Below are 22,221 nucleotides of genomic sequence, written 5' to 3' on the forward strand. Positions count from 1 at the left end.
AGGTAGGGGAGTAATTTATACTTGATTATTAATTTTTGGAAAAAGCCCCCATTCTTCCTAAATGCCTGAGATGTTCTACATATTAAATATAGTTCAAACAAAAAAAGAGAGATTGGAAATCCTTTATTTAATAGATTGCTTTATGTGAATTTCAAGTTCGGGAAATATAGTGCTCATATCATACTTGTAGAATTCGTCGGATTGAACATCAAATGTATAGAGTTCATTGTTGATGAAGTCTATATCAAAGGATGTGATATGGTTTTCTAGTTTAAGTTCGGCTAGTGGCTCTCCTTCCCAATTAAATAGCAGAATGGAAGGGAAATGAGTTCTATTAGTTTGATAGGTTTTGATGTCTTCATTTATGAATACCACTCCAAAAAAGTCATCAAATACACGTAAATCTGAAAAAGTATAAACCCTATCCCATGTATTTTCTTTTTGAATATTTGAGATATCAAATAATTTTTCACCAATACATATGGTTTTAGCAAGGGTACTATCAAGTGAGTATAAATTGATGTAATTTAATCCAATTGGCATTTCGACAAACTTTTGATGGATATCACTTAATTTTGTCAAAGCTGATAGAATATTAAAATCTTCTCCCTGTAGTATGGAAGCCTGATTTAGTTTGTCGAGAATGGGTAGAGTAGTTCTATATCCATTTTTATACAGGTATCGGATTTGTTGCGTATCCATATTGCCAATTTCTTTAATGAAAAATGTTGAGCTATCTATCATTATAAATTCAAATAGGAAGGGAGGTATAGAAGTATTTAGCTTGGAAATCTGCAATATTTTTGAATTAATTGACTCCTCTATATTGAATTTTAATGCTCCTCCTTTTTGAAAATCATAAAGGTATGCTACGAGTTGTCCCTCTTCTCTAGTGATTTTGGTTTTGCTCGCTAAACTTGGTCCCTGAATTAATTCTAGCGGACCTTCACCTCTTTTTAGAAAGCTATTTAAATATTGATGATTAGGGAGAGAATATAGTGACCAGAGTCCATCTTCTTTGGTAGTATTCAAGATCAGTATGCTGTCATAAATGGCAAAGCTTCTAATTCCAATGATATCTATATTAGGTGTTGTCTTTTTGCCAAGAGAGAATTTTACAGGGAATTCCTTAATATAGTCTATATTATCAAAAGCCATGAAGGTTGGTTGGTCTAATTTTGGGTTCCCACAGCTTGTAAGTAATGATGATACAATCAGTAAAATCTGAATATATTTAAATGCTATCTTGAATTGTTCTATTATCATAAGGGTTATTCTATTTATAAATTTAAGAGTGGCCGTTAAATATTAACGGCCACTTTGGAATATTGATTTTAGCATTTACCAGAAGTTGATACCCAAGATTTTGTAGAATTATTAATAAAGGAACATGAGCCACAATACCGAACCTGACTTGCCTCCATATACGTAACCGTATTATAGCAAGAATTTTGTCCTGTTCCTGATGAACTAGACTGTGCCAATGCATCATTATCCATATTGATGAAAGGATCTGTCAAGCTCAACTTCACATTCATTAATAGTGCCATAAAGAATATCCCCACAGCAGCCATTTTCACGATTTTATTTAATTTGGTATTCATTTTTCTAAGAATTTAATATACGAATAACTTTTTGTTTAGTGTGAATCTTTCGCATTCACCTACGCTTTCTTCTACTGTGTTCGACAGCAGAAGAAAAATCATAATTTTGTCAAGTAATGATCGGCCTCCTTTCTTCTGGGTTCAAAGAATAGCTTCCTTTCCTCTGGGAATCAGAAGGAAGAGTGATGTTGGTTTTTGCAATGAGGTAAATGGGTCTTTGCTTGAGCTCCATATACATTTTGCCGATGTATTCCCCTATGACTCCCAGTACCATTAGCTGTATTCCGGACAGGAATACAATACTAGCTACCAAGGATGCCCAGCCTGGCACAGTAAGTCCCAAGAATACGATGGTAATCGCATATACACCATAGCCGAAAGCCAGTCCTGCAAAAAACAACCCGACTGACAATGCAAACCGTAAGGGTTTGACGCTGAATGAGGTGATCCCATTGCTGGCCAGATTGATCATTTTCCAGATCCCGTACTTTGTTTCCCCCAAGATTCTTTTTTCCTCCCGGTAGTAGGTGACAGCCTGTTTGTATCCTATCCAAGAGAATATTCCTCTGAGGTACAGGTTTTGGGTTTGGATTTCTCTTATAATATCGGCCACTTTTCTGTCAAAAAGTCGAAAATCTGCACCATTTGGTACGACTTCATGATCTGCCAACCAGGATAAAATGCTGTAATACCCTGTAGAAGACAGTCTTTTAAAGAGGGAAGACTGTCCTTCATTTTTGCAGACTGCCGTGACGATGTCATTTCCTTTTTGCCAAAGGTCTATCATTTCGGGAATCGCTTCAGGCGGTTTTTGAAGATCGGCGTCTATGGTGACGATACAGTCTCCTTTTGCATGGTCTATCCCAGCTTTGAGAGCCGCCTGATGGCCGAAGTTTCTAGAAAAGCTGATATATCGGACAGATGGATTACCGGAATAGGCCAGTTCGATCTCCAGCTGGGTTCCATCCCTACTACCGTCATTGACCAAGATCACTTCATAGCGATACTCATGTAGACAAGACTCTATACGTGTTAGTAATGGGGCGATATTTTCAGCCTCGTTATAGCAGGGAACCACGATGGATACTAAAAAGTCATTCATTTTCGATAAGGTTAAAGAGTTCGGGTTCTTGTGATTTCTTCTCCAAGATTTGAATTACGCTTGCCTTTGCTGTTTCACTGTCTTTCCAGTCAGCTTTCCTTATAAAAGTATGAATACCCAAGAAAATGAACCATAAAGACCCTAAGGCTAGGAATATCGATCTGTTTTGGAAAGAGAGCCACTGATCCGTTTGCCATACCATTATTAATGCTAATCCTATGATGCTAAGGTACATGTAGCGATCAGCAGTGATTACAGTACGCGGTAATGGTATGATATGGAGTACCAGAAGTAGATTGATGAGAAAAAACAAAAATCCAACTACTACAATTTTGTTCCCCTTGCTGTAATGATCCCAGACGAAATAGCCTATAATACCCGCCAGGACTATGTAACCATAATAATGCAGGGGAAGGGAATCTCCTAGTGAAATAGGGTAAGGATGAAAGAAGTACAGCTTGACGGGAGCCAGAAACCGGAAGATGTACTCGGTGATACTGTAGAAGCCAAACACCAGCCTCTGGTAAAAAGGATAACCATTTGAAGTTATTGTTCCGTAACTGTTGAGCGATGTAAAATACCAGAAGCCCAGCGCCATCATAAAAAAAGGGGTTTTTTCAAGAATAACCCGTGAGGTAACTAATTTCTTCCAGTTCAGATCTGCAAATCGTCCAAAGACATAATCGAAAAGGATTAAGTTAAGCGGAAGGATAATAGCCTGTTCCTTGGAACCAAAACCCAGTAGATAAGCTAAAACAGTCGCTATTAACCATAGCCAATGTGAGGTTCGGATGTATTTTATATAGCTGTAAAGAGCAATCAGGGTAAAAAAGCCATAGAGTACGATTTTGGAGGCGCTGATCCAGGCCACCGATTCCACCTGTAGCGGATGAATGGCAAAGATCGATGCGGTAAAGAAGGCATAAATAGTGGCCTTTTTGTTTCCTGTTTTGGGAAGCAAGACTGCAACAAGTTTTTTAACAATCAAAAAGACTAAAATAGTACTACCCCAATGGATCAGCAAGCAGAACGTATGAAAAGCAGTGGCATCCATGCCAAAGAGTCCGGCAATCAGCAGATAGAATACCGAGTTGACAGGAGAATACTGCATCTGCCAAAAGTGGGTGAAATGGTAAATAACATCTTGCAGGGAAGGGGTATTGACGAGCGGGTTTTCCAGCACCTGCCAGGTGTCGTCCCAGTCCAGTTGGAAATCATTAGAAAATGTAGGGATAAAAGCCAGAACTGTAATTCCGGCTAACAACCAAAGGAGTATACCAGAGTTCGCCCAATAATTTGATTGGAGCTTTAAAAAAGATTTTGTTCGAGATAACTTAACAATGTTCATATGGAAAAAGAATTAATTAAAAGTAAAAAAAGAAAGTTTTAGTAAATCGGACAAAATTTGACAAAATCGGACAAAATTAATTTTAACTGCATGAAAATGAGCGTGTATCTATAAAATAAGTTTGAAAAACTCAAGAATTCCGTTTACTTTAGGTCTATTAGTTTATAAACAATATCCCATTTCAACTCTTATTTTTTATGGTACAAAAAGCCAAAACCAGACAGCAAATCGCCAATGAATATGGCATTTCTGCCAAGACACTTTCCCGCTGGATTAAAAACCGAAATCTTCCAATCGATAACGGCCTCCTAACTCCGATAGAGCAAAAAATTATTTATGAAGCTTTGGGTTTACCTCCCATAGCAAACAAGAAAGTCTGATTTGTTGTCTTTAAGAAATAGAGCACCTATATTTAGGCTATGAATCCAACACCAAGAACCTATGTACATCATTCTTACCACCATCTTCGATGAAGGGATAGGATGACTATGGATTTTTGGTGAAAAAATAATAGAGGCCTATTCCTTGTGGAATGGGTCTTTTTTGTTTTACTGTCTTTGATAGCTATGCTGCTTCTCCAGAAGCAGCATAAAAATGTAGGATAAGCAGTAAGTATTGAAAGTCAGTCTAGCTTCTGGAGAAGCAGGACAACTGAGTGGTTTGTGGAGACACAAACCACGGCGGAAAGCAGCATGACAATGTGGAATGCTTACCAGAGATTGCTTCGCTCCTTCGTCACTCGCAATGACGAACTTGAGTGTGGATAGAATAGTAAGGAAAATAAAGAATGTATACCCAAATACCATGAACATGAATTCAAAACAAAAAAACTGGGTCTTTACGGATCCAAGACTCCAAAAGCTCAGGCAGGAGTATGAATTGTACACGGAGGAGGATTTTAAAGTCTGGAAGATTCTCTTCGAACGTCAAATGCCAAATCTGCCAAAAGCTGCTTCCAAAGCTTACCTTGAAGGAGTGGAGCAGGTGAAATTTACGGCGGATAAAATCGCCAACTTTGAAGAGCTGAATCAGATTCTGGCGAAAAGCACAGGCTGGGAAGTGCAGGTGGTGCCGGGGTTGATTGACGATGATTTGTTCTTTGGGTTGTTGAATAACAGAAGGTTTCCGTCTTCGACCTGGTTGCGTACGATGGAGCAGCTGGATTATCTGGAGGAACCTGATATGTTTCATGATGCTTTTGCACATATGCCGCTGCTTACAAATCAGCCCTATGTGGACTTTCTGGAAAATCTCTCGGGAATAGCCTTAAAGCATATAGATAATGCTTGGGCGATACAGTTGTTGAGTAGGATTTATTGGTTTACGATTGAATTTGGATTGATAAAAGAGGAGGGGGAGTTAAAAATATACGGTGCAGGCATCCTAAGTTCGGCAGGAGAGACTAAATTCAGCCTTTCAAATGAACCTGCCCATCTTGCTTACGATGTGCGAAGGATTTTGAATCAGGAATACCGGAAGGATCGCTTTCAGGATAAGTACTTTGTGATCGAGAGTTATGAGCAACTTTATGAATCGCTTCCGGAGATCGAGAGAGTGCTGGAGGAGATGCTTGTAGAGAGTAGAGATAAATAAATGAGATTGCTTCGTCGTGCCTCCTCGCAATGACGTCGCTTAGATACAACTAATTGACCGAAGACAGGAAGCTTAAGACAGAAGAATGTCACTTCCGTCTCCTGTCTTCCGTCTTCTGTCTTTAAAAATGAAAATAGCAGTAATAAAATATAATTCGGGCAATGTGCAGTCGGTACTCTATGCACTGGAGCGGTTGGGTGTAGAAGCTGAACTGACGGATGATCCCGATAAAATCCGGGCTGCCGATAAAGTGATCTTTCCAGGTCAGGGAGAGGCAAGTTCTGCCATGAGATACCTAAAGGAGCGAAAGCTTGACCAATTGATTTCTGAAATCAAGCAACCGTTTTTGGGGGTTTGTTTGGGCTTGCAACTACTGTGTGAGCATTCAGAGGAAAATGATACTGAATGTTTGGGGATTTTTCCTGTGAAAGTAAAACGCTTTGTGCCGGAAAATTCCCAGGAATTTAAAGTTCCGCATGTGGGTTGGAATGAGCTGGAGAACTTGGCAAATAATCCACTCTTGAAAGATCTTCCCGCTGAACCATTTGTGTACTATGTGCATAGCTTCTATGCCGAGTTGAGCGGGTTGACTATTGCCCAGACACACTACATCCATGATTTCTCAGCCATGCTTCATCGGGATAATTACTATGCCATACAGGCTCACCCGGAGAAAAGCGGGTTGGTCGGCGAGAAGTTATTGGAGAATTTTCTTTCTCTTAAATAATCCCCTAGCTCCCTTTAGAAGGGGGAATTGCCTCAATTCAACTCAACCAATAAATTATGAAAGTCTCGATTCTTGAATCTTGCTTCTAAAATCTCAAAAAATGGAAATTATCCCAGCCATCGACCTCATCGGAGGCAAATGCGTCCGACTAAGTCAGGGCGATTACAGCAGTAAAAAAGAATACCATGACGATCCATTGGAAATGGCCAAACGCTTTGAAGGAGTGGGTATCCGTCGTCTACATTTAGTGGATCTCGACGGTGCCAAAGCCAAAAAGATTGTGAATGCGGAAGTTTTGCAGCGGATCAGTGCGGGCACAAGTTTGCAGGTTGATTTTGGTGGAGGTATTCAAGCAGATGAAGAAATTGAGAAAGCCTTTACTTTGGGAGCCAAGCAAGTGACAGGAGGAAGTATTGCGGTAAAGAATGCCGCGCTTTTTGAAGCATGGATAGCTAAATACGGTTCTGATAAAATTATCCTTGGAGCGGATGCCAAGAATAAAAAAATTGCTGTGGGAGGGTGGGAAGAGACTACCACGGTCGATTTAATTCCTTTTATCAAAGACTATGTAGCCAAAGGCATCAGCTATGTGATCTGTACCGATGTGGCAAAAGACGGGTTACTTCAAGGACCGTCCGTTGACTTATACAAGGAGATTTTGGAAGAAATTCCGGGTGTTAAATTGATTGCCAGCGGAGGGGTTTCCTCGGTCAAAGATTTGGAAGAATTGGAGAAAATCGGTGTGTATGGGACGATAGTAGGGAAAGCGTATTATGAGGGAAGAGTGACGCTGGAGGAACTTGCTTCATTCGTCCATTGAAAAATTATAATGTGATATATACGATTTTGGATTTACGATTTACGGGGTTTTCACCAGTGTTACGCCATTCTTCAATCCAGGCAATTTAAAAATGTTTGGGTTACAGAATGTCGATTGGGGTTCAGATCAACGTCGTAAATCCCATATCGTACCTCGTAATTTAAAATGATGAATATTGAATATCGAATAATGAAATATATAAAGGTGAATTCAAACAATGCTTACTAAACGAATTATTCCCTGTCTGGATATAAAAGAAGGCCGTACTGTCAAAGGTGTAAACTTTGTCGAACTTCGGGATGCCGGGGATCCGGTGGAGCTTGCAAAAATCTACTCCGACGAAGGAGCTGACGAGTTGGTGTTTTTGGATATTACGGCTACGGTGGATAAGCGAAAGACATTGGCTGAACTCGTAACCAAAGTCGCTAAGGCCATCAATATCCCTTTCACCGTAGGCGGAGGAATTTCCACTGTCGAGGATGTAAAAGTTCTGTTGAATGCCGGTGCGGATAAAATTTCTATCAATTCTGCTGCTGTTCATGATCCGCAGATCATCAATGAAATGGCAGCTGAATTTGGCTCCCAATGTATCGTGGTCGCCATTGACACCAGAAATGTGGACGGAATTGACTTTGTACATACGCATGGTGGAAGAAAAGCAACTTTGCTGAAAACACAGGCTTGGGCTCAGGAAGTGTGTGACCGGGGGGCAGGAGAGATATTGCTGACTTCCATGGACCATGACGGCACCAAGGCAGGTTTTTCCAATGAGCTATTGGCTGAGATTTCATCAGCACTTTCCATTCCGGTGATTGCCTCAGGAGGGGCGGGCACGATGGCACATTTCAAAGATGTGTTTACCTTTGGCAAGGCTGATGCAGCACTGGCGGCAAGTATCTTTCATTTTAAAGAAATAAGTATTCCCGAATTGAAAGGATATTTGGGAAGTGAAAGGATAAGTATTAGAAAGTGATATAACCTTTGAGGTGTTATTTGGAAGGAGGAACAGCCTGTCCCGATTTATCGGGAACTGACAAATTTCCTCGAAGGTTTAACTAATGATTGATAGTTTTTCTAAAGGATTTCTGAGCTCTTTAGAGAAATAAAATAGTAAGTAATAATCAAAACCTTCGGGGTTTTGGAAACCCCAAAGGTTAAAAAGATATGAACATAGATTTTAAGAAGATGGATGGTTTGGTGCCGGCGATTGTGCAGGATGCGGTAAGCGGAAAGGTTCTGATGCAGGGCTATATGAACGAAGAAGCGGTGGCCAAAACCAAGGAATCCGGGATGGTGACTTTTTACAGCCGTAGTAAAAACAGGCTGTGGACCAAAGGTGAGACTTCGGGTAACTTTATGGAGTTGGTAAGCATGGCTTCGGACTGTGATGGCGATGCTATTTTGGTGAAAGCCAATCCCCGCGGTCCTGTATGTCATACGGGAGCAGACACTTGTTTTGAAGAGGATAATACATCCAAAACAGGTTTTATCGATCAGCTGCGGGCAATCATCAAGGACCGTAAAAACAATCCCACGGATACCTCTTATACTGCTTCACTTTTTGCCAAAGGCATCAATAAAGTAGCGCAAAAAGTAGGAGAGGAAGCAGTGGAGATCGTGATCGAAGCAAAGGATGACAACAAGGAGCTGTTTATGGGGGAAGCAGCGGACTTACTTTACCACTATTTAGTATTGCTGGAGGCAAAAGGTTATGAATTGGATGAAGTGATGGATGTGCTGATTGAGCGGCATAACCGTAAGTAGCTCTTAGGAAATCTCACGCTTCGTTAGAAAGCAGGAAACTCTTGCTTCAACCCCTTGAACTGATCTATCATTTCCCATTTGGGCCTGTAGAAAGAATTTAAAATTCTTCCGCCCACATAGCCGTTTTCAATGACATTCAGTGCCGATGCCAAGCGCAGGTCAGCCGGATCGCCCCAATTGAACTGCGGCGTATCGCCCACATAAAAGTCAGCGGGGAATCCATCGAAATACTCCGCTTTTCCTTCGGAATTGGCAGTAGCAAAAGTAATAGGTACTAGCTCTACATTATTTTCCCTGAGTGTTCTATTATAGCTGGAGAGTGGAAAGGAGCCAACTGGCTTGCCAAAGGTATCGTCACCGATCAATGTGATAGTAATATAAGGATTTAGGGAATTGATTACCAGTTCAGATGCTGAAGCCGATCCGCGGGAAGTGATGAAGATTAAGTTATCAAGGTTTAAATTCCCAACCTTTTTGAAGTTTACACTTTTCTGCCGGTCTGTTTTAAGTGAATTTAGCTTATTTGTATACATCAGGTTATCTGAGTGGGAAGCTTGAATCAAATAATTGTTGATTTGCTCTGCCACAGCTACAGAACCTCCTCCATTGTACCGTAGATCGATGATGAGAGCATCTATACCGGCTGTTTCGAAAAACGACATGGATTCATCCACCTCTAGGCTTTTGGTTGGTGATTGACCGGCAGTGGCCTTGAAACTTTGATATACCCAATAGCCCACTTTTTTTCCGGGAAGGTCTATTACTTCCTGATGCAAAACCGAATTTGACTGGTATTCAGCCTTTACGTTGATCCTAGTGGTGGTAGTTCCGTCCGGTAGTTTGAAGGTAAAAGAATTTGTAATCCCGGGATCTGAAGTTCCCAGTTGGAAGTCGTACCCCCCGGATGAATTTTTGTATGTTGAAATAGGTTTTTCGTTGATTTCTATGATTTCCCAGCCTCTCTGCCAACCATCTAATCCCGCCGGAGATTCATCAAACACAAAAGTCAAATAAAGTCTCTCCGTGGCATCGAAGGCGAATCCGAAACCGTGACCGGCATTTTTGCCTACAAATGCTTTGTCGAATTCTTCCTTTGTAGTAAGGTAAGAGAAGCGGTCCAGAGGTTTGTAAATAATAGCATCCAACAATTCCTCATTGCTGCTGTACTCGGATGTGTTGATCGATGCAGGGAGCTCGTCATTCCAGTAGTACCACTCTTCCATGGAATCAAAAATAGCACCTCTAACTTGTTCCGATTGTGGGTCGGGAACAACATCATCCTTTGGATCGCAAGACCAGATAAATACTATCAATAAACCGAAGAACCATTTTGACTTATTCATACTATCTGGCTTAGCTGTTGTAAATTACGAATTAAGGGAGTTTTTAGACTTAGATTATCGTAAAAAGCCCCAAACAAACCTGTCAGGTCTTGCAATAAGGATAGTTCGAACAAATGATTCTTCGAATATGGACTGTGTAAACCTGACAGGTTTTGATTCATGCGAGTAGTAGATTAGATAGCAATATCGTACACTTGGACTTTTTTCCACATATGGGAATACTTTTCTATAAACTCCAGATGGGTAGGATCGGATTGATAAATCAATTGATCTTCTAAGCTATCAAAGAACGCAGTACAGGCTACTTGGAAGCTATGATCGACTACGTCCCTGTCTTCCGTGGCGGCAGGAGTGCCTGCGATGAATTTGCCTACAGTCTTGCATCTTCCCAGCATCGGGACAGCTTCTGTGAGGAATTCTTGGGTATTTGCTTCATCATGAAGCCAAAAATAAACTTGGTGAATCATTTTTTGTTTTGCCATTTCTTTAGCGATTGAGGTTATAGGTAAGACAGCGGTAGCACTTGCTACGCCGATGGTTTTGATAAATTGTCTTCTTGATTTCATTTGTGATTGTTTAGGTTTGAGGGCTTGGTGAGTTTTTTTGAACGGATAAATATCGGTTTCATCCGTGGTTCTAAAGATAAAAAATTAAATTACTTTTAGATAGTCGGGTGTTTTTAGCCATCCTATTAAACCGTCACTCTTTTTTAATTGAATATAAAGCAGCATTAGTATGAATTACAGAACTTTAGGAAAAACCGGTTGGAAAATTTCTGAAATAGGCCTTGGTACCTGGCAGGTTGGGGGAGGATGGGGTACGGCTTTTGATCCCAAAGTGGCAGAAGAAATTCTTCATGCCGCGTTCGACAAAGGGGTGAATTTTGTGGATACCGCTGATGTCTATGATGCAGGGCTAAGCGAAGCTGCAGTGGGAGAAGCAGTAAGACAAAGATCTGAGAAAATTTACGTAGCCACCAAGTGTGGCAGGAGAATCCAGCCGCATATAAATGAAACTTACACCATAGAGAAACTTCGTCGTCATGTGGAGGATAGCTTGCGAAATACAGGATTGAACAGGTTGGATTTGATTCAGCTACACTGTCCTCCTACATCAGTTTACAAGCGTGACGAAATATTCAGCCTGTTTGAAAAGCTAAAGTCTGAAGGCAAAGTAGCAGCCATGGGGGTGAGTGTAGAGAAAGTGGAAGAAGCCAAGCTGGCAATGGAATACGAGGTAGTTTCGAGTGTTCAGGTGATTTTCAATATGTTTAGGCAAAAACCCGCCGAAGAGTTATTCAGTGTAGCTGCTGCAAAAAATGTGGGCTTAATCATTAGGGTGCCATTGGCAAGTGGTTTACTTTCGGGAAAGATTACTGAAGACACCACTTTTTCCAAAGATGATCATCGCTATTTCAACCGGGAGGGAAAAGCTTTCGATAAAGGAGAGACTTTTGCAGGAGTACCCCTAGAGATAGCATTTCCCGCTGTTGAAGAGCTACAAGAAGTATTTAAAGGCGAGGGTGCCTTGGCGGCGATAGCGCTTCGCTGGATCCTTATGTATGATGAGGTAAGTGTCGTGATTCCCGGTGCTTCCAAAACTTCCCAGCTAGAAGCAAATGTAAATGCAGGACAACTTCCGCCTCTCACGAAGGCCCAAATGGATGCTGTAAAGAATGTTTATGATAACTACATCAGAGAAGAGGTTCATCATCTTTGGTAGAACTGAACCGGCTCAAATACAAATTCTTTCTAATTCTTGCTCAAAATTGAATTATAGCTTTTCATGAAATCACTTTCTTCAGTCTGGAGAATATAGTTGTAAACAGTATTTTTATGTGTTTCCATTAGTGTTAAGGTTCCGTTATGCAGATTGATTACTTCCAATTCATTGTTTTTTGACCGGATGCCAGATGTTGTGACATAAAGCTTTCCATCCCGCTCCTTTATATCTTCTATTCTATTGATAATTGGTAATCTGTTCTGATCATATTCCAATGACATTTTTATTTTTGGACTGAAGTCATTTCTGTTTAGCGTAAAAGTTTGATAAAATACATAATTCGCTCCTTCTAGCATTTCTCCGACTTCAGTTATATTGATTGGATTAGAAGTGAATGCTTGACCAAAAAGTACAGTTTGGGTGGATTGGCTTGGTGTATATTCGTTACCATAGTAATTGCCCCGGGATTGGGCATCTGAAATCAATACTACGTTTGCTCCAAGCATAGCTGCTTCTGCCTTCATTTTGTCCAATGATCTATTTTTCACATTATGCATAGTAGAAAAAACGGTCACTCCGGTTGCTTTACTGAATAATTCTCCTTTTGATTCAAGCCCCTCTGTCGCCTGAGGTACATAGGTTATGTAAACCTTTTCGGCATCTTCCAATCCCTTTACTTGATGAAAGGGACTTTCAAATGTCTCCTCACGTCCGCTTGCAAACAAAATCTTTTTGACCTGAAATTTACTTACGGAATAGAGTGTGTTTTCTTCAGGGAAGGTGTATTTAATCAAGTTATTCCCAACTTCTTTAACCTGAACTTCCTTAGCACCTTCTGCTAAGTATAGTACATCATTATTTTTTGTTTGAGCTAATACAGACGAAGATAGCGAGATAAGTAGTGATGTAATTACTAAAAGGTATTTCATTATGCTGGACATTATTGAGAAGATAGTTTTATTACGTGGAGTTAGTAAATAAAGTTTGCTAGGTAAAGGGGAATAAATAACAACAAAAATCCCCCAGACTTTCGCCTGAGGGATCCATTATCTTGACTCTAGAATATTGATTCTACAACTCTAACTTAAGCGTCTTTCTTCGACATTCTGTTTCTTTCTCCTTCGTCCAAATAGATTTTTCTCATTCGAATAGACTTTGGAGTGATCTCTAGGTACTCATCTTTTTGGATGTATTCCATGGATTCTTCCAAAGAGAACTTCTTGGCAGGTACGATTCTCACGTTGTCATCAGAACCTGAAGCACGCATGTTGGTCAATTTCTTGCCTTTCTGCACATTCACCACAATATCATTGTCACGGGAATTTTCACCGATTACCTGACCTGCATATAGATCATCTCCCGGATCTACGAAGAATGTACCGCGATCCTGCAGCTTGTCGATGGCATAAGCTGTACACTGTCCGCCTTCCATAGAGATCAATGAGCCGTTCGTACGGCCAGGTATAGGACCTTTAAATGGCTCATAGGAAGTAAACCTGTGGTTCATGATGGCCTCACCTTGAGTAGCAGTGAGCATGTTGTTTCTCAAACCAATCAAACCTCTTGAAGGTATATTGAACTCCAAGTGTTGAAGATCACCTTTTGGCTCCATGATTAGCAATTCACCTTTACGCTGAGTAGCCAGTTCGATCACCTTTCCTGCGGTTTCCTGAGGTACATCCACTACCAATGTTTCGATAGGCTCACATTTCACTCCATCGATTTCTTTGTAGATTACCTGAGGCTGGCCTACTTGGAGTTCATAGCCTTCTCTTCTCATTGTCTCGATTAAAACTGACAAGTGGAGGATACCACGGCCATAGACAAGGAATTTGTCTTCAGAATCAGTTGATTCCACGCGAAGTGCAAGGTTTTTCTCGGTCTCTTTCATCAGACGGTCTCTCAAGTGACGGGAAGTCACAAATTTCCCTTCTTTACCGAAGAAAGGAGAGTTGTTGATGGTGAAGAGCATATTCATGGTAGGCTCATCGATAGAGATTCTAGGAAGTGCTTCCGGATTATCCACATCCGCGATCGTATCACCGATCTCGAAATCTTCGATTCCTGTTACTGCGCAGATATCTCCCGCACCTACTTCAGTTACTCTAAGTTTACCCAGTCCTTCAAATGTATGAAGTTCTTTTACCTTCATTTTTTTGATAGAGCCATCAGCTTTCATCAATGCGATTTGCTGATTTTCCTTAATAGTGCCTCTTCTTACACGACCGATAGCAATTCTGCCTACGAAGCTGGAATAATCCAGAGAGGTGATTTGCATCTGAAGTGTGCCTTCGTCGATTTTTGGAGCTGGGATATGTTCCAAGATAGCATCCAAAAGTGGGAAGATTGTATCAGTAGGGTTTTTCCAATCAGGACCCATCCAGTTATTTTTGGCCGATCCGTAAAGCGTCTGGAATTCCAGTTGCTCTTCGGTAGCATCCAAGTTGAACATCAATTCAAAAACTGACTCTTGCACTTCGTCAGGACGACAGTTTTCTTTATCTACTTTATTTACTACTACGATAGGAGTCAATCCAAGATCCAACGCTTTGCCCAATACAAATCGGGTCTGGGGCATAGGCCCCTCGAAAGCATCTACTAAAAGGATTACGCCATCAGCCATTTTCAAGACTCGCTCTACTTCACCGCCAAAATCGGCGTGACCGGGAGTATCTATAATGTTGATTTTAGCGTCTTTGTAGCGAACGGATACGTTCTTTGAAAGAATGGTAATTCCTCTTTCACGTTCCAGGTCATTGTTATCAAGGATCAAATCCTGAAACTGCTGGTTCTCTCTGAAGATCTGAGAAGCGTGAATGATTTTGTCCACGAGTGTAGTCTTGCCGTGGTCAACGTGTGCGATAATCGCGATATTCCGAATATTCTGCATTTTTTTCCTGATTGAAGGCGCAAAAGTACAAATAATATTTTGTAGTAAGGTTATGACTTTGTGAAGTTTGACCCAATTATTGATGGGTAGTGCCGTAAATTTGCTTTCCATTCTGGAATAATGGCTTCCTTAAATCAAAAATTTGTTTGAACGGGATCTTAGTTTGGGTAGAATTGTGTCTTCATTTTTAATATGCCTCAATTTCCTATTTAGCAAAGACTTAAAGAATCTGATCCCTAAGCTATGAAATTCACAAAGATATTTGCTTGCCTAATCCTAATCCTTTCCCCATTTCATTTTTCCTTTTCCCAGGAAAATCCTACCGATCTGGTAAATCCTTTCATAGGGACAGCCCCGCTCACTGATCCTGCCATTATCGGTTATACGCCCCCGCAAGATTGGCGTGTTTGGGCCGGATTGACATTTCCGGGAAGTGCTCTGCCAAATGCTATGGTGCAGCTGAGTCCGATCACTAAATGGGGATCGGGAGCCGGTTATGAATATGAGGATACAGCAATTCTCGGCTTTGCCCATACGAATAAAGGTCACTGGAATCTCTGCAACCTTGCTGTGTTGCCCCTTTCCCCAGAGGCTGTTGCTCCCTTTCAGTCTTCCTTTTTCCATGCTAAAGAAAATGCCTCTCCCGGGTATTATGATGTATATCTGGAGGATTATAAGGTAAAGGTGAAGTTGACTTCGACCTTGAGAACAGGAATGCATGAGTATAAATATGACAATCCCACGGATAGAAGAATCTTATTTGGCTTGGGAAAATCAAATAATGATGTATCGGATTGGGAGATTGAAAAGGCAAGTAAGAACGCTGTAAGTGGATTCCAGCAGGTGGGAAGGGATAAGATCCATTTTTATGCGGAGTTGAGTCATGAGGTGACTGATTTGAAATTAGAGAACAAGGGAGAGAAAGAGGGGTACGCTATCCTTTCACTTTCTGATCAGGATACCGGGGCTGTGACAATGAAAATTGGAGTTTCCTATGTAAGTATGGACAATGCAAAAGACAACCTGCAAAAGGAGTCTTCCGGCATATCCTTTGAAGAAATCAGACAGTCTGCTGTATCGGAATGGAATAAATTGCTTTCCAAGATTTCTGTGAAAAGCGATTCTAAAAGGGATAAGGAAATGTTTTATACCTCACTGTACAGGACTTTCCTTTGGCCGGCTTTGCGCAGTGATGTGAATGGGGAGTTTACCGATGAAGCGGGAAAGACCCAACGTCAAAACTTCAAGTATTATACAATTCCATCACTTTGGGATACCTATAGAAATAAGCTGGTGCTTTTGAGTATTCTTTCCCCTGAAGTTACCGGAGATGTGATTTCTTCCCTCATCAGCAGAGCTGAGATTACGGGGTTTGTGCCGACATTTTTCCATGGAGATCATGGCGCGCCATTTATCACGGGTTCATATAAAAGAGGGATTCGTAATTTTGACGTGAGAAAGGCTTATGCTTATCTGCTGAACAATGCCTATAATAAAGAAGGCCCACGGTCATTTGTAGATGAGTATATGGAAAAGGGCTATATCTCTGATCCCGACGTAAAAAATCCAAATGTGGAAACGAAAGCAAGGGCTGGCGTGTCCAAAACCTTGGAGTATGCGTACGATGATTATTCCTTGGCAATTTTGGCGGATACGTTGGACGATCAGGAGCACTTTGAGGATTTGATGGCGCGATCCCAAAACTATAAGAATGTCTTTGATCCTTCGGTGAATTTTATGCGTGGAAAGTTGGCAAATGGCGATTGGATCACGCCTTTCGATCCGGAATACCCTTATTATGAATACATGTATCGCGAAGCCAATGCATGGCAGGTATCCTTTTATGTCCCTCACGATATGCCGGGATTGGTAAAGCTGTACGGTGGAGAAGGTGAATTCGAAGCTAAACTGGATGAGTTTTTCACCAAGCCATGGAATCCAAAATATATAGCTAGAAATATTTCCACATTTATTGGGCAGTATTGTCAGGGAAATCAGCCCGACCATGAAGCTCCTTTTGCCTATTACTATGTGGATAAACCGGGGAAGTCCCAAGCTATCTTGGATAAAATAATGACTGAACTTTATGGGATCGGCCCAGGAGGCTTGGCACTTTCGGGAATGGACGATGCAGGTGAAATGTCGTCTTGGTTTGTTTGCGCTGCGGTAGGATTATATCCTATGTCGCCGGCTGATGCAGATTATTTGGTGACGGTTCCGCTTTTTGAGGAGGTGACCTGGAAGGTAGACAACGGCAATGATCTGGTGATCCTGAATCCCCTTGGAGGGAGAAACTTAGAGGAAATCAAAGTCAATGGAAAGACTTTAAATGGATACTATGTAGGGCACGATTTGTTTAGAAAAGGTGGGATTATAGAGCTGGAAACGAATTGAAAAGAAACTTGCGACCATCAATCTGTGATCAAAATTATCCCTCATAGATAGCTTGCAGCTTTCTTGTTTCTTCTATAGACCAGTCCAAAACCCTTGGGATCAGAAATTTTTTTGAATGAATTTAGATAGAACGGATGAGGATTTGATGTCATGATTTGAAAATTAGGAGAAAGACTTGGGCAGCATTGGTCATCCGACATCTAACATCCGACTATTATTTCAAATCATTTTCGCCAAAGCCTTTCATTCTCTATCAATTTTCCGGACTTTTCTACAATGAACTACCAGCAACTAATTGAAGAAGTGTACCAAGAGGTACAGGAAGAGAATCTAAAAGGGAGGGTCGCCGATTACATTCCTGAAATCGCCGCCGTAAATCCGAATCAATTCGGGATAGCTTTGGTAGATCTCAAAGGAAATGTATATGGCGTGGGAGATCACCAAGTACCATTCTCTATCCAAAGTATCAGTAAGGTCCATACCCTTACCATGGTTTTTAATGTGTTCAATTCAAAACTTTGGACAAGGGTGAATGTGGAGCCAAGCGGTGATCCCTTCAACTCTATTGCACAGTTGGAATATGAAAAGGGAATTCCGAGAAATCCCTTTATTAATGCTGGGGCTTTGGTGATTACCGATGCACTGTGCAGCAAATTTGAACACCCTATCGATCAAATATCGGCTTTTATCAATGACCTTGCAGGTGAAACGTGTGTGAAAATAAATCCTGAAGTCAAGAATTCGGAAATGAACCATGGGGAACGCAACACAGCATTAGCTTATTTTCTAAAATCCTTCAAGAACTTTAATAATCCCATAGATGAAGTGCTGGAAGTTTATTTTTCCCACTGCGCTATGGAGATGAGTTGCGTAGATCTAGCCAAATCCTTCTCTTTTTTGGCAAATGACGGCTTTTCGATTTTTGCAAATCGGGAAATTTTATCAGAAAGCCACGCCCGACGTGTCAACGCCCTGATGTTGACCTGTGGGTTTTATGATGAGGCAGGAGAGTTCGCATTTAAGGTTGGATTACCCGGGAAAAGTGGGGTAGGAGGAGGAGTAGCAGCTGTGATGCCGCATAAGTTTAGTGTCGCGGTATGGAGCCCGGAGCTAAATGAGAAGGGAAACTCTGTGAAAGCAATTAGGGCATTGGAACTTTTGACGGATAAATTGGCATTTTCTTTATTTTAAGATTGTCTCTATCTCCGAACAGACTGATTTTCGCAATTTAAGTCTGCCCCTGTTTTTATCCGGACAGCCTGTTACCAAACCTAATGCATGATGATATTGATTAAACCGGCAAATATTGACTTGCGGTCAGTCCGGAATGATGGAAGCGTTAGATCTCGATCTTAGCGATTTTTGAATGCATATCCGCCATCAGCATCAAGGCTGCTGAACCATACCATTCTTTCAACTCCATTCTGAGTACACCTGCCTTTACAGCCGGATCCGTTGCGGTTAGTTTCTCGGCCTCTTCCACGTTTTCCACAGCAAAAATAAATAGACCGCGCAAGTCCTCGTTCCCAAAGAAAGGTCCTGCCATGACTAGATGACCTTCTTCGACCAATTGATTGATATTTGCCATGTGTCCTGCCTGTATGTCTTTTCGCTGCTCATCGCTGTATTCACCGACCCGCTCTCCTCTGTACAGAAAGGCGATCACGTATTTTCTCATCCCGTAATCATCCGCACCGAGTTCCTTAGCTAGTGTTTCGTCATAGTTCTTATCTTGGGCAAAAGAAGAAGAGACGGCAGAAAAGGCGAGCAGCGTCAAAAAGAATAGCTTTTTCATAGTAAGGTTTGTTTAAGTTAACTTATCAAATGGCGATATAAATCAATACAGAATTACCGCAACTGTGTCTGATTTAGTTCTCAGCTTTAGCCACTTCATCAATTTATCAGTTTCTGTTGCGTTCGGTTTGGTTCTGAATTTTGCATAGGCTACCAGCAAGGTGTCGGTAGTGTTGTTTTCGAGGTCAGTTACCATTGATCTGTTGAGCGTAAATTTCTGAAGACTCGGATGGTTTATTTTGGCTTCATTTGCTATTTCGTTACCCAGCACTCTTATCTGTCCATAATTTGCCACTTCATTTTCCAGAAGAGTGATCTTTTCATCTTTATTTTGGATCAATTGCTCGTTTCTGTCATACAGGTCTTTTAGAATGTCTGAGCGGAGTAAATTCATATCTGTTTCCACCCCCCCGCTTTGGTTGATCTGAAGGATGGTATTATCCAGTCCTGCTGTGGCGCGTGTCTCCAACAGTTCGATTTCAGAATCTGCCAGCCTGTCTCCGATTAGATTGATCTTGATTAGCCGGGGATCCGTGTTATAAGATAATTCGGTAGAGATAACCTGCGTGCGGGGATAGATCAATTCTGTTTGTAAAAACGTCTTTGCCTGCTCTTCCCATATGGATCGCATCACTATGCCATAGGCAAGGTAAACACTAGGCACAATGGTAAGGATGGTGAATATGGTAATATAGGTTTGTACCCGTTTTTCTTTCTTTTCATCCAGGAATTCCTTCTTGGGATATTTCATGAAGCGTACGATGAGGTAAGTAGAAAGAGAGATGAATACCGAGTTGATAAAGAAAAGATAAAAAGCCCCAAAGAAGTAGTACATATTCATCGTCGCCAATCCATAGCCGGCGGTACATAGGGGAGGCATCAGGGCAGTGGCAATAGCTACCCCTGGAATGGCATTGCTTTTTTCTTTTCGGGAGCCGGCAATGATCCCGGCAAGTCCTCCGAAGAGCGCAATTAACACGTCCCAAATGGTAGGTTCTGTTCTGGCCAATAGCTCAGATTGGGCATCGTCCAGAGGAGTGAAGGAGAAGTAAATCGAAGAGGTCAGAATGGCTATAAATACCGCCACTCCCAAGTTTCTCAGAGAGCGTTTCAACAGTTCAAAATCATTGATCCCCGCCGCCATCCCGATCCCCATAATGGGACCCATCAGGGGCGATATGAGCATCGCTCCAATGATGACCGCAGTGGAATTTACATTCAATCCTACTGAAGCCACAAAAATAGCAAAGATCAAAATCCAAAGATTTGCGCCTTTGAATTCTACATTTTTGCTGATGTACTCAATTGTTTCCAGCTCGTCTTCCTTTCCCTCCTGAAGGTCAAACCGATCTCTGATGTATAAAAGAAATCGAATGAATTGATTGCTGTTTTTCTTCCTGACTTTAGGCTCTTCCATATTCAACTGAAAAATAAATCATGGCAAAATAACTAAAATCCGGATGTCATTTAGGTATACTCTAACGTATTTTTAGTTGCAGAATAATCTATGGTGAGGGGGGTGGAGTCTTTTCGATAAATCTACTTGTTCTCTATCAAACCACTGTTATCAACGATAATTTTTACTTTATCTAGTTAATTTCAATTGTTTGATTTTAAAGTAGTTGTATATGGTTTAGTGTTCTCGTAATTTGGCTAGACTAAAAAAGTTAGTCTTGGCTAAAAAAATACAGTTATGTAGATTGGCTTTGGCCAAGGATGATTTGTATGTCGGTCCAGATCGAAAAATAAATTTGAAATTATCACCCATCGTCGATGCGTGCCTCGTATACAATTCTCCGGAAATGTCTTTGGGGAAGATTGAGTTTTTGCCACAGAATTTCCCAATCTTAGCGGAATCAAGTCACAACCTGAAGTGCCAAAATTTACAACATGAAATCTTCAAGCATAAAAAAAATTCTGCTTCTTGATGATGACAAAATCCAAAAAATTCTAATTGAAAAAAGACTTTTGAAAATTGATTCCGGTGTTGGATTTGTTTATTTCGACACACCTGGCGAGGCTCTGGATTTCCTGAAATCTGAATCGGTGGATTTGCTTTTGGTGGATTTGAATTTGCCTGAGATGAGTGGTTGGGAGTTTGTACGCGAGGCTGAAAAAGTAAGTCCAAATTCGATCATGATTTTGCAGTCGGGAGCAGTGGAGAGCGAAGAAATTCTAAGGGTAAATTCGGATAAAAGAATCAGTAGGATTTTTGAGAAACCATTAAGTGAATCTGACCTGAGATCAATCCTTGGACTTTGAAGCAGATTAGAACTATCCTTAAGAATAATTTAATTAATTTCGAGCCATCAGAAAGAATGTATGACTGAAAAAGCAGAAGACAGAAAGCCCCTGCTTTCAAAGAAAATAGACAAGTTTTTTACGGGACTGGCAGACGCTTGGAATTTTGTAAGGCGATTCTTCAAGGAAGTATTTGTGCCGCCGTATGAATTTAAGGAAGTTATTCACCAATGCTACCGCATTGGTGTGGAGTCATTGCCGTTGATTGCATTGACCGGATTCATTGTAGGAATCGTTTTTACCAATCAATCCAGGCCTTCTCTGGCCAACTTCGGAGCTACCTCTTGGCTTCCTTCCCTTATTTCTATAGCAGTAGTCCGCGCCATGGGACCTTTAGTCACGGCTTTGATTGCTGCAGGTAAGGTCGGATCCAGTATAGGGGCGGAGATAGGTTCTATGAAGGTGACAGAACAGATCGATGCTATGGAAGTATCCGCTACCAATCCTTTCAAATTTCTGGTAGTCACCAGAGTTTTGGCGACCACATTTATGATCCCGGTGCTGGTAATGTTTACGGATTTTGTAGCATTGATGGGGTCATTTCTCAGTGTGAACGCAAATGAGAATGTAAGTATAGTAACCTTCTTTGTAGAGGTCTTTGGAGCGATAAGTTTTCTGGATATTATTTCCTCGGTGCTTAAAGCCTTATTGTTTGGCTTTACTATCGGTATAGTAGGCTGTTACAAGGGGTACAATTCATCCAAAGGGACAGAGGGTGTAGGCCGTGCGGCAAATGCTGCGGTAGTTATGGCCATGTTCTTGATATTTATCGAAGAGCTTCTGGTTCTTCAGATTGTTAACGCAATCCGAGCATTTTGA

At 41.2% G+C, this 22,221-nt stretch carries 21 protein-coding genes; 11 read left to right on the plus strand and 10 right to left on the minus strand.

The features are described from left to right. Positions 1 to 123: 123 nt before the first annotated feature. The 4 genes from ID165_RS02935 to ID165_RS02950 form a co-directional block, all read right to left on the minus strand. Positions 124 to 1,266 carry a BF3164 family lipoprotein gene (locus ID165_RS02935; RefSeq protein WP_192348900.1) on the minus strand — a complete coding sequence of 381 codons (1,143 nt, stop codon included), beginning with the start codon at positions 1,264 to 1,266 and terminating at the stop codon, positions 124 to 126. A gap of 68 nt (positions 1,267 to 1,334) precedes the next feature. Further along, complete coding sequence (locus tag ID165_RS02940; RefSeq protein WP_192348901.1) at positions 1,335 to 1,604, minus strand: hypothetical protein; 270 nt, start codon at positions 1,602 to 1,604, stop codon at positions 1,335 to 1,337. A 109-nt stretch (positions 1,605 to 1,713) separates the two neighbouring features. Next, entirely contained in the window at positions 1,714 to 2,706 is a 993-nt protein-coding gene (locus ID165_RS02945) for a glycosyltransferase family 2 protein (RefSeq protein WP_192348902.1), read from the minus strand. Continuing rightward, positions 2,699 to 3,970, minus strand: coding sequence for a hypothetical protein (locus tag ID165_RS02950; protein WP_192348903.1), 1,272 nt, complete (start codon positions 3,968 to 3,970; stop codon positions 2,699 to 2,701). The genes ID165_RS02945 and ID165_RS02950 overlap by 8 nt, the downstream gene beginning before the upstream one ends. A 281-nt stretch (positions 3,971 to 4,251) precedes the next feature. Between ID165_RS02950 and ID165_RS02955 the strand changes: the two genes are divergently transcribed. The 6 genes from ID165_RS02955 to hisIE all read left to right on the plus strand — a co-directional run bounded on the left by ID165_RS02955 (position 4,252) and on the right by hisIE (position 8,958). Beyond that, positions 4,252 to 4,434 carry a hypothetical protein gene (locus ID165_RS02955; protein WP_192348904.1) on the plus strand — a complete coding sequence of 61 codons (183 nt, stop codon included), beginning with the start codon at positions 4,252 to 4,254 and terminating at the stop codon, positions 4,432 to 4,434. A gap of 430 nt (positions 4,435 to 4,864) precedes the next feature. Beyond that, positions 4,865 to 5,647, plus strand: a complete 783-nt coding sequence (locus ID165_RS02960; protein WP_192348905.1) for a phenylalanine 4-monooxygenase — start codon at positions 4,865 to 4,867, stop codon at positions 5,645 to 5,647. A 127-nt stretch (positions 5,648 to 5,774) separates the two neighbouring features. Further along, positions 5,775 to 6,374, plus strand: a complete 600-nt coding sequence (gene hisH, locus ID165_RS02965; protein ID WP_192348906.1) for an imidazole glycerol phosphate synthase subunit HisH — start codon at positions 5,775 to 5,777, stop codon at positions 6,372 to 6,374. Positions 6,375 to 6,474: 100 nt separating this feature from the next. After that, positions 6,475 to 7,194: a 1-(5-phosphoribosyl)-5-[(5-phosphoribosylamino)methylideneamino]imidazole-4-carboxamide isomerase gene (gene hisA, locus ID165_RS02970; RefSeq protein WP_192348907.1), complete on the plus strand. Its 720-nt coding sequence runs from the start codon at positions 6,475 to 6,477 to the stop codon at positions 7,192 to 7,194. Positions 7,195 to 7,411: 217 nt separating this feature from the next. Next, positions 7,412 to 8,167 (plus strand): imidazole glycerol phosphate synthase subunit HisF, encoded by a 756-nt coding sequence (gene hisF, locus ID165_RS02975; RefSeq protein WP_192348908.1) that lies wholly within the window; start codon positions 7,412 to 7,414, stop codon positions 8,165 to 8,167. Between the two features lie 191 nt (positions 8,168 to 8,358). Then, a complete protein-coding gene (gene hisIE, locus ID165_RS02980; protein WP_192348909.1) occupies positions 8,359 to 8,958 on the plus strand; it encodes a bifunctional phosphoribosyl-AMP cyclohydrolase/phosphoribosyl-ATP diphosphatase HisIE in 600 nt (199 codons plus the stop codon). 23 nt (positions 8,959 to 8,981) lie between these two features. On the opposite strand, the gene ID165_RS02985 is transcribed toward hisIE, so the two are convergent. Together ID165_RS02985 and ID165_RS02990 are read right to left on the minus strand one after the other, a co-directional pair. After that, complete coding sequence (locus tag ID165_RS02985; protein WP_192348910.1) at positions 8,982 to 10,301, minus strand: S41 family peptidase; 1,320 nt, start codon at positions 10,299 to 10,301, stop codon at positions 8,982 to 8,984. 173 nt (positions 10,302 to 10,474) lie between these two features. Then, positions 10,475 to 10,867 (minus strand): Dabb family protein, encoded by a 393-nt coding sequence (locus ID165_RS02990; RefSeq protein WP_192348911.1) that lies wholly within the window; start codon positions 10,865 to 10,867, stop codon positions 10,475 to 10,477. A gap of 169 nt (positions 10,868 to 11,036) precedes the next feature. On the opposite strand from ID165_RS02990, the gene ID165_RS02995 reads away from it, so the two are divergent. After that, complete coding sequence (locus ID165_RS02995) at positions 11,037 to 12,023, plus strand: aldo/keto reductase (RefSeq protein WP_192348912.1); 987 nt, start codon at positions 11,037 to 11,039, stop codon at positions 12,021 to 12,023. A 29-nt stretch (positions 12,024 to 12,052) separates the two neighbouring features. On the opposite strand, the gene ID165_RS03000 is transcribed toward ID165_RS02995, so the two are convergent. After that, positions 12,053 to 12,952, minus strand: coding sequence for a hypothetical protein (locus tag ID165_RS03000; RefSeq protein ID WP_192348913.1), 900 nt, complete (start codon positions 12,950 to 12,952; stop codon positions 12,053 to 12,055). Positions 12,953 to 13,107: 155 nt separating this feature from the next. Continuing rightward, positions 13,108 to 14,913, minus strand: coding sequence for a translational GTPase TypA (gene typA / locus ID165_RS03005; RefSeq protein ID WP_192348914.1), 1,806 nt, complete (start codon positions 14,911 to 14,913; stop codon positions 13,108 to 13,110). A 243-nt stretch (positions 14,914 to 15,156) separates the two neighbouring features. Here typA and ID165_RS03010 point away from each other — a divergent pair, with 243 nt between their 5' ends. Then, positions 15,157 to 17,307, plus strand: coding sequence for a GH92 family glycosyl hydrolase (locus ID165_RS03010; protein ID WP_192348915.1), 2,151 nt, complete (start codon positions 15,157 to 15,159; stop codon positions 17,305 to 17,307). A gap of 276 nt (positions 17,308 to 17,583) precedes the next feature. Beyond that, complete coding sequence (locus ID165_RS03015; RefSeq protein ID WP_192348916.1) at positions 17,584 to 18,498, plus strand: glutaminase; 915 nt, start codon at positions 17,584 to 17,586, stop codon at positions 18,496 to 18,498. Positions 18,499 to 18,646: 148 nt separating this feature from the next. Here the strand turns inward: ID165_RS03015 and ID165_RS03020 are convergent, their stop codons facing one another. Both ID165_RS03020 and ID165_RS03025 read right to left on the minus strand, forming a co-directional pair. Continuing rightward, positions 18,647 to 19,102: a YciI family protein gene (locus tag ID165_RS03020; protein ID WP_192348917.1), complete on the minus strand. Its 456-nt coding sequence runs from the start codon at positions 19,100 to 19,102 to the stop codon at positions 18,647 to 18,649. 42 nt (positions 19,103 to 19,144) lie between these two features. Continuing rightward, on the minus strand, positions 19,145 to 20,518 hold the full coding sequence (locus ID165_RS03025) for a TIGR00341 family protein (RefSeq protein ID WP_192348918.1): 1,374 nt from the start codon (positions 20,516 to 20,518) through the stop codon (positions 19,145 to 19,147). A gap of 473 nt (positions 20,519 to 20,991) precedes the next feature. On the opposite strand from ID165_RS03025, the gene ID165_RS03030 reads away from it, so the two are divergent. Both ID165_RS03030 and ID165_RS03035 read left to right on the plus strand, forming a co-directional pair. Then, positions 20,992 to 21,363, plus strand: a complete 372-nt coding sequence (locus tag ID165_RS03030) for a response regulator (RefSeq protein ID WP_192348919.1) — start codon at positions 20,992 to 20,994, stop codon at positions 21,361 to 21,363. A gap of 60 nt (positions 21,364 to 21,423) precedes the next feature. Continuing rightward, the gene (locus tag ID165_RS03035; RefSeq protein WP_192348920.1) at positions 21,424 to 22,221 is read left to right on the plus strand and encodes an ABC transporter permease; all 798 of its coding nucleotides are present in this window, start codon (positions 21,424 to 21,426) and stop codon (positions 22,219 to 22,221) included.

Origin of the sequence: Algoriphagus sp. Y33, from assembly GCF_014838715.1 — a bacterium.
In the GTDB taxonomy this organism is placed as follows: domain Bacteria; phylum Bacteroidota; class Bacteroidia; order Cytophagales; family Cyclobacteriaceae; genus Algoriphagus.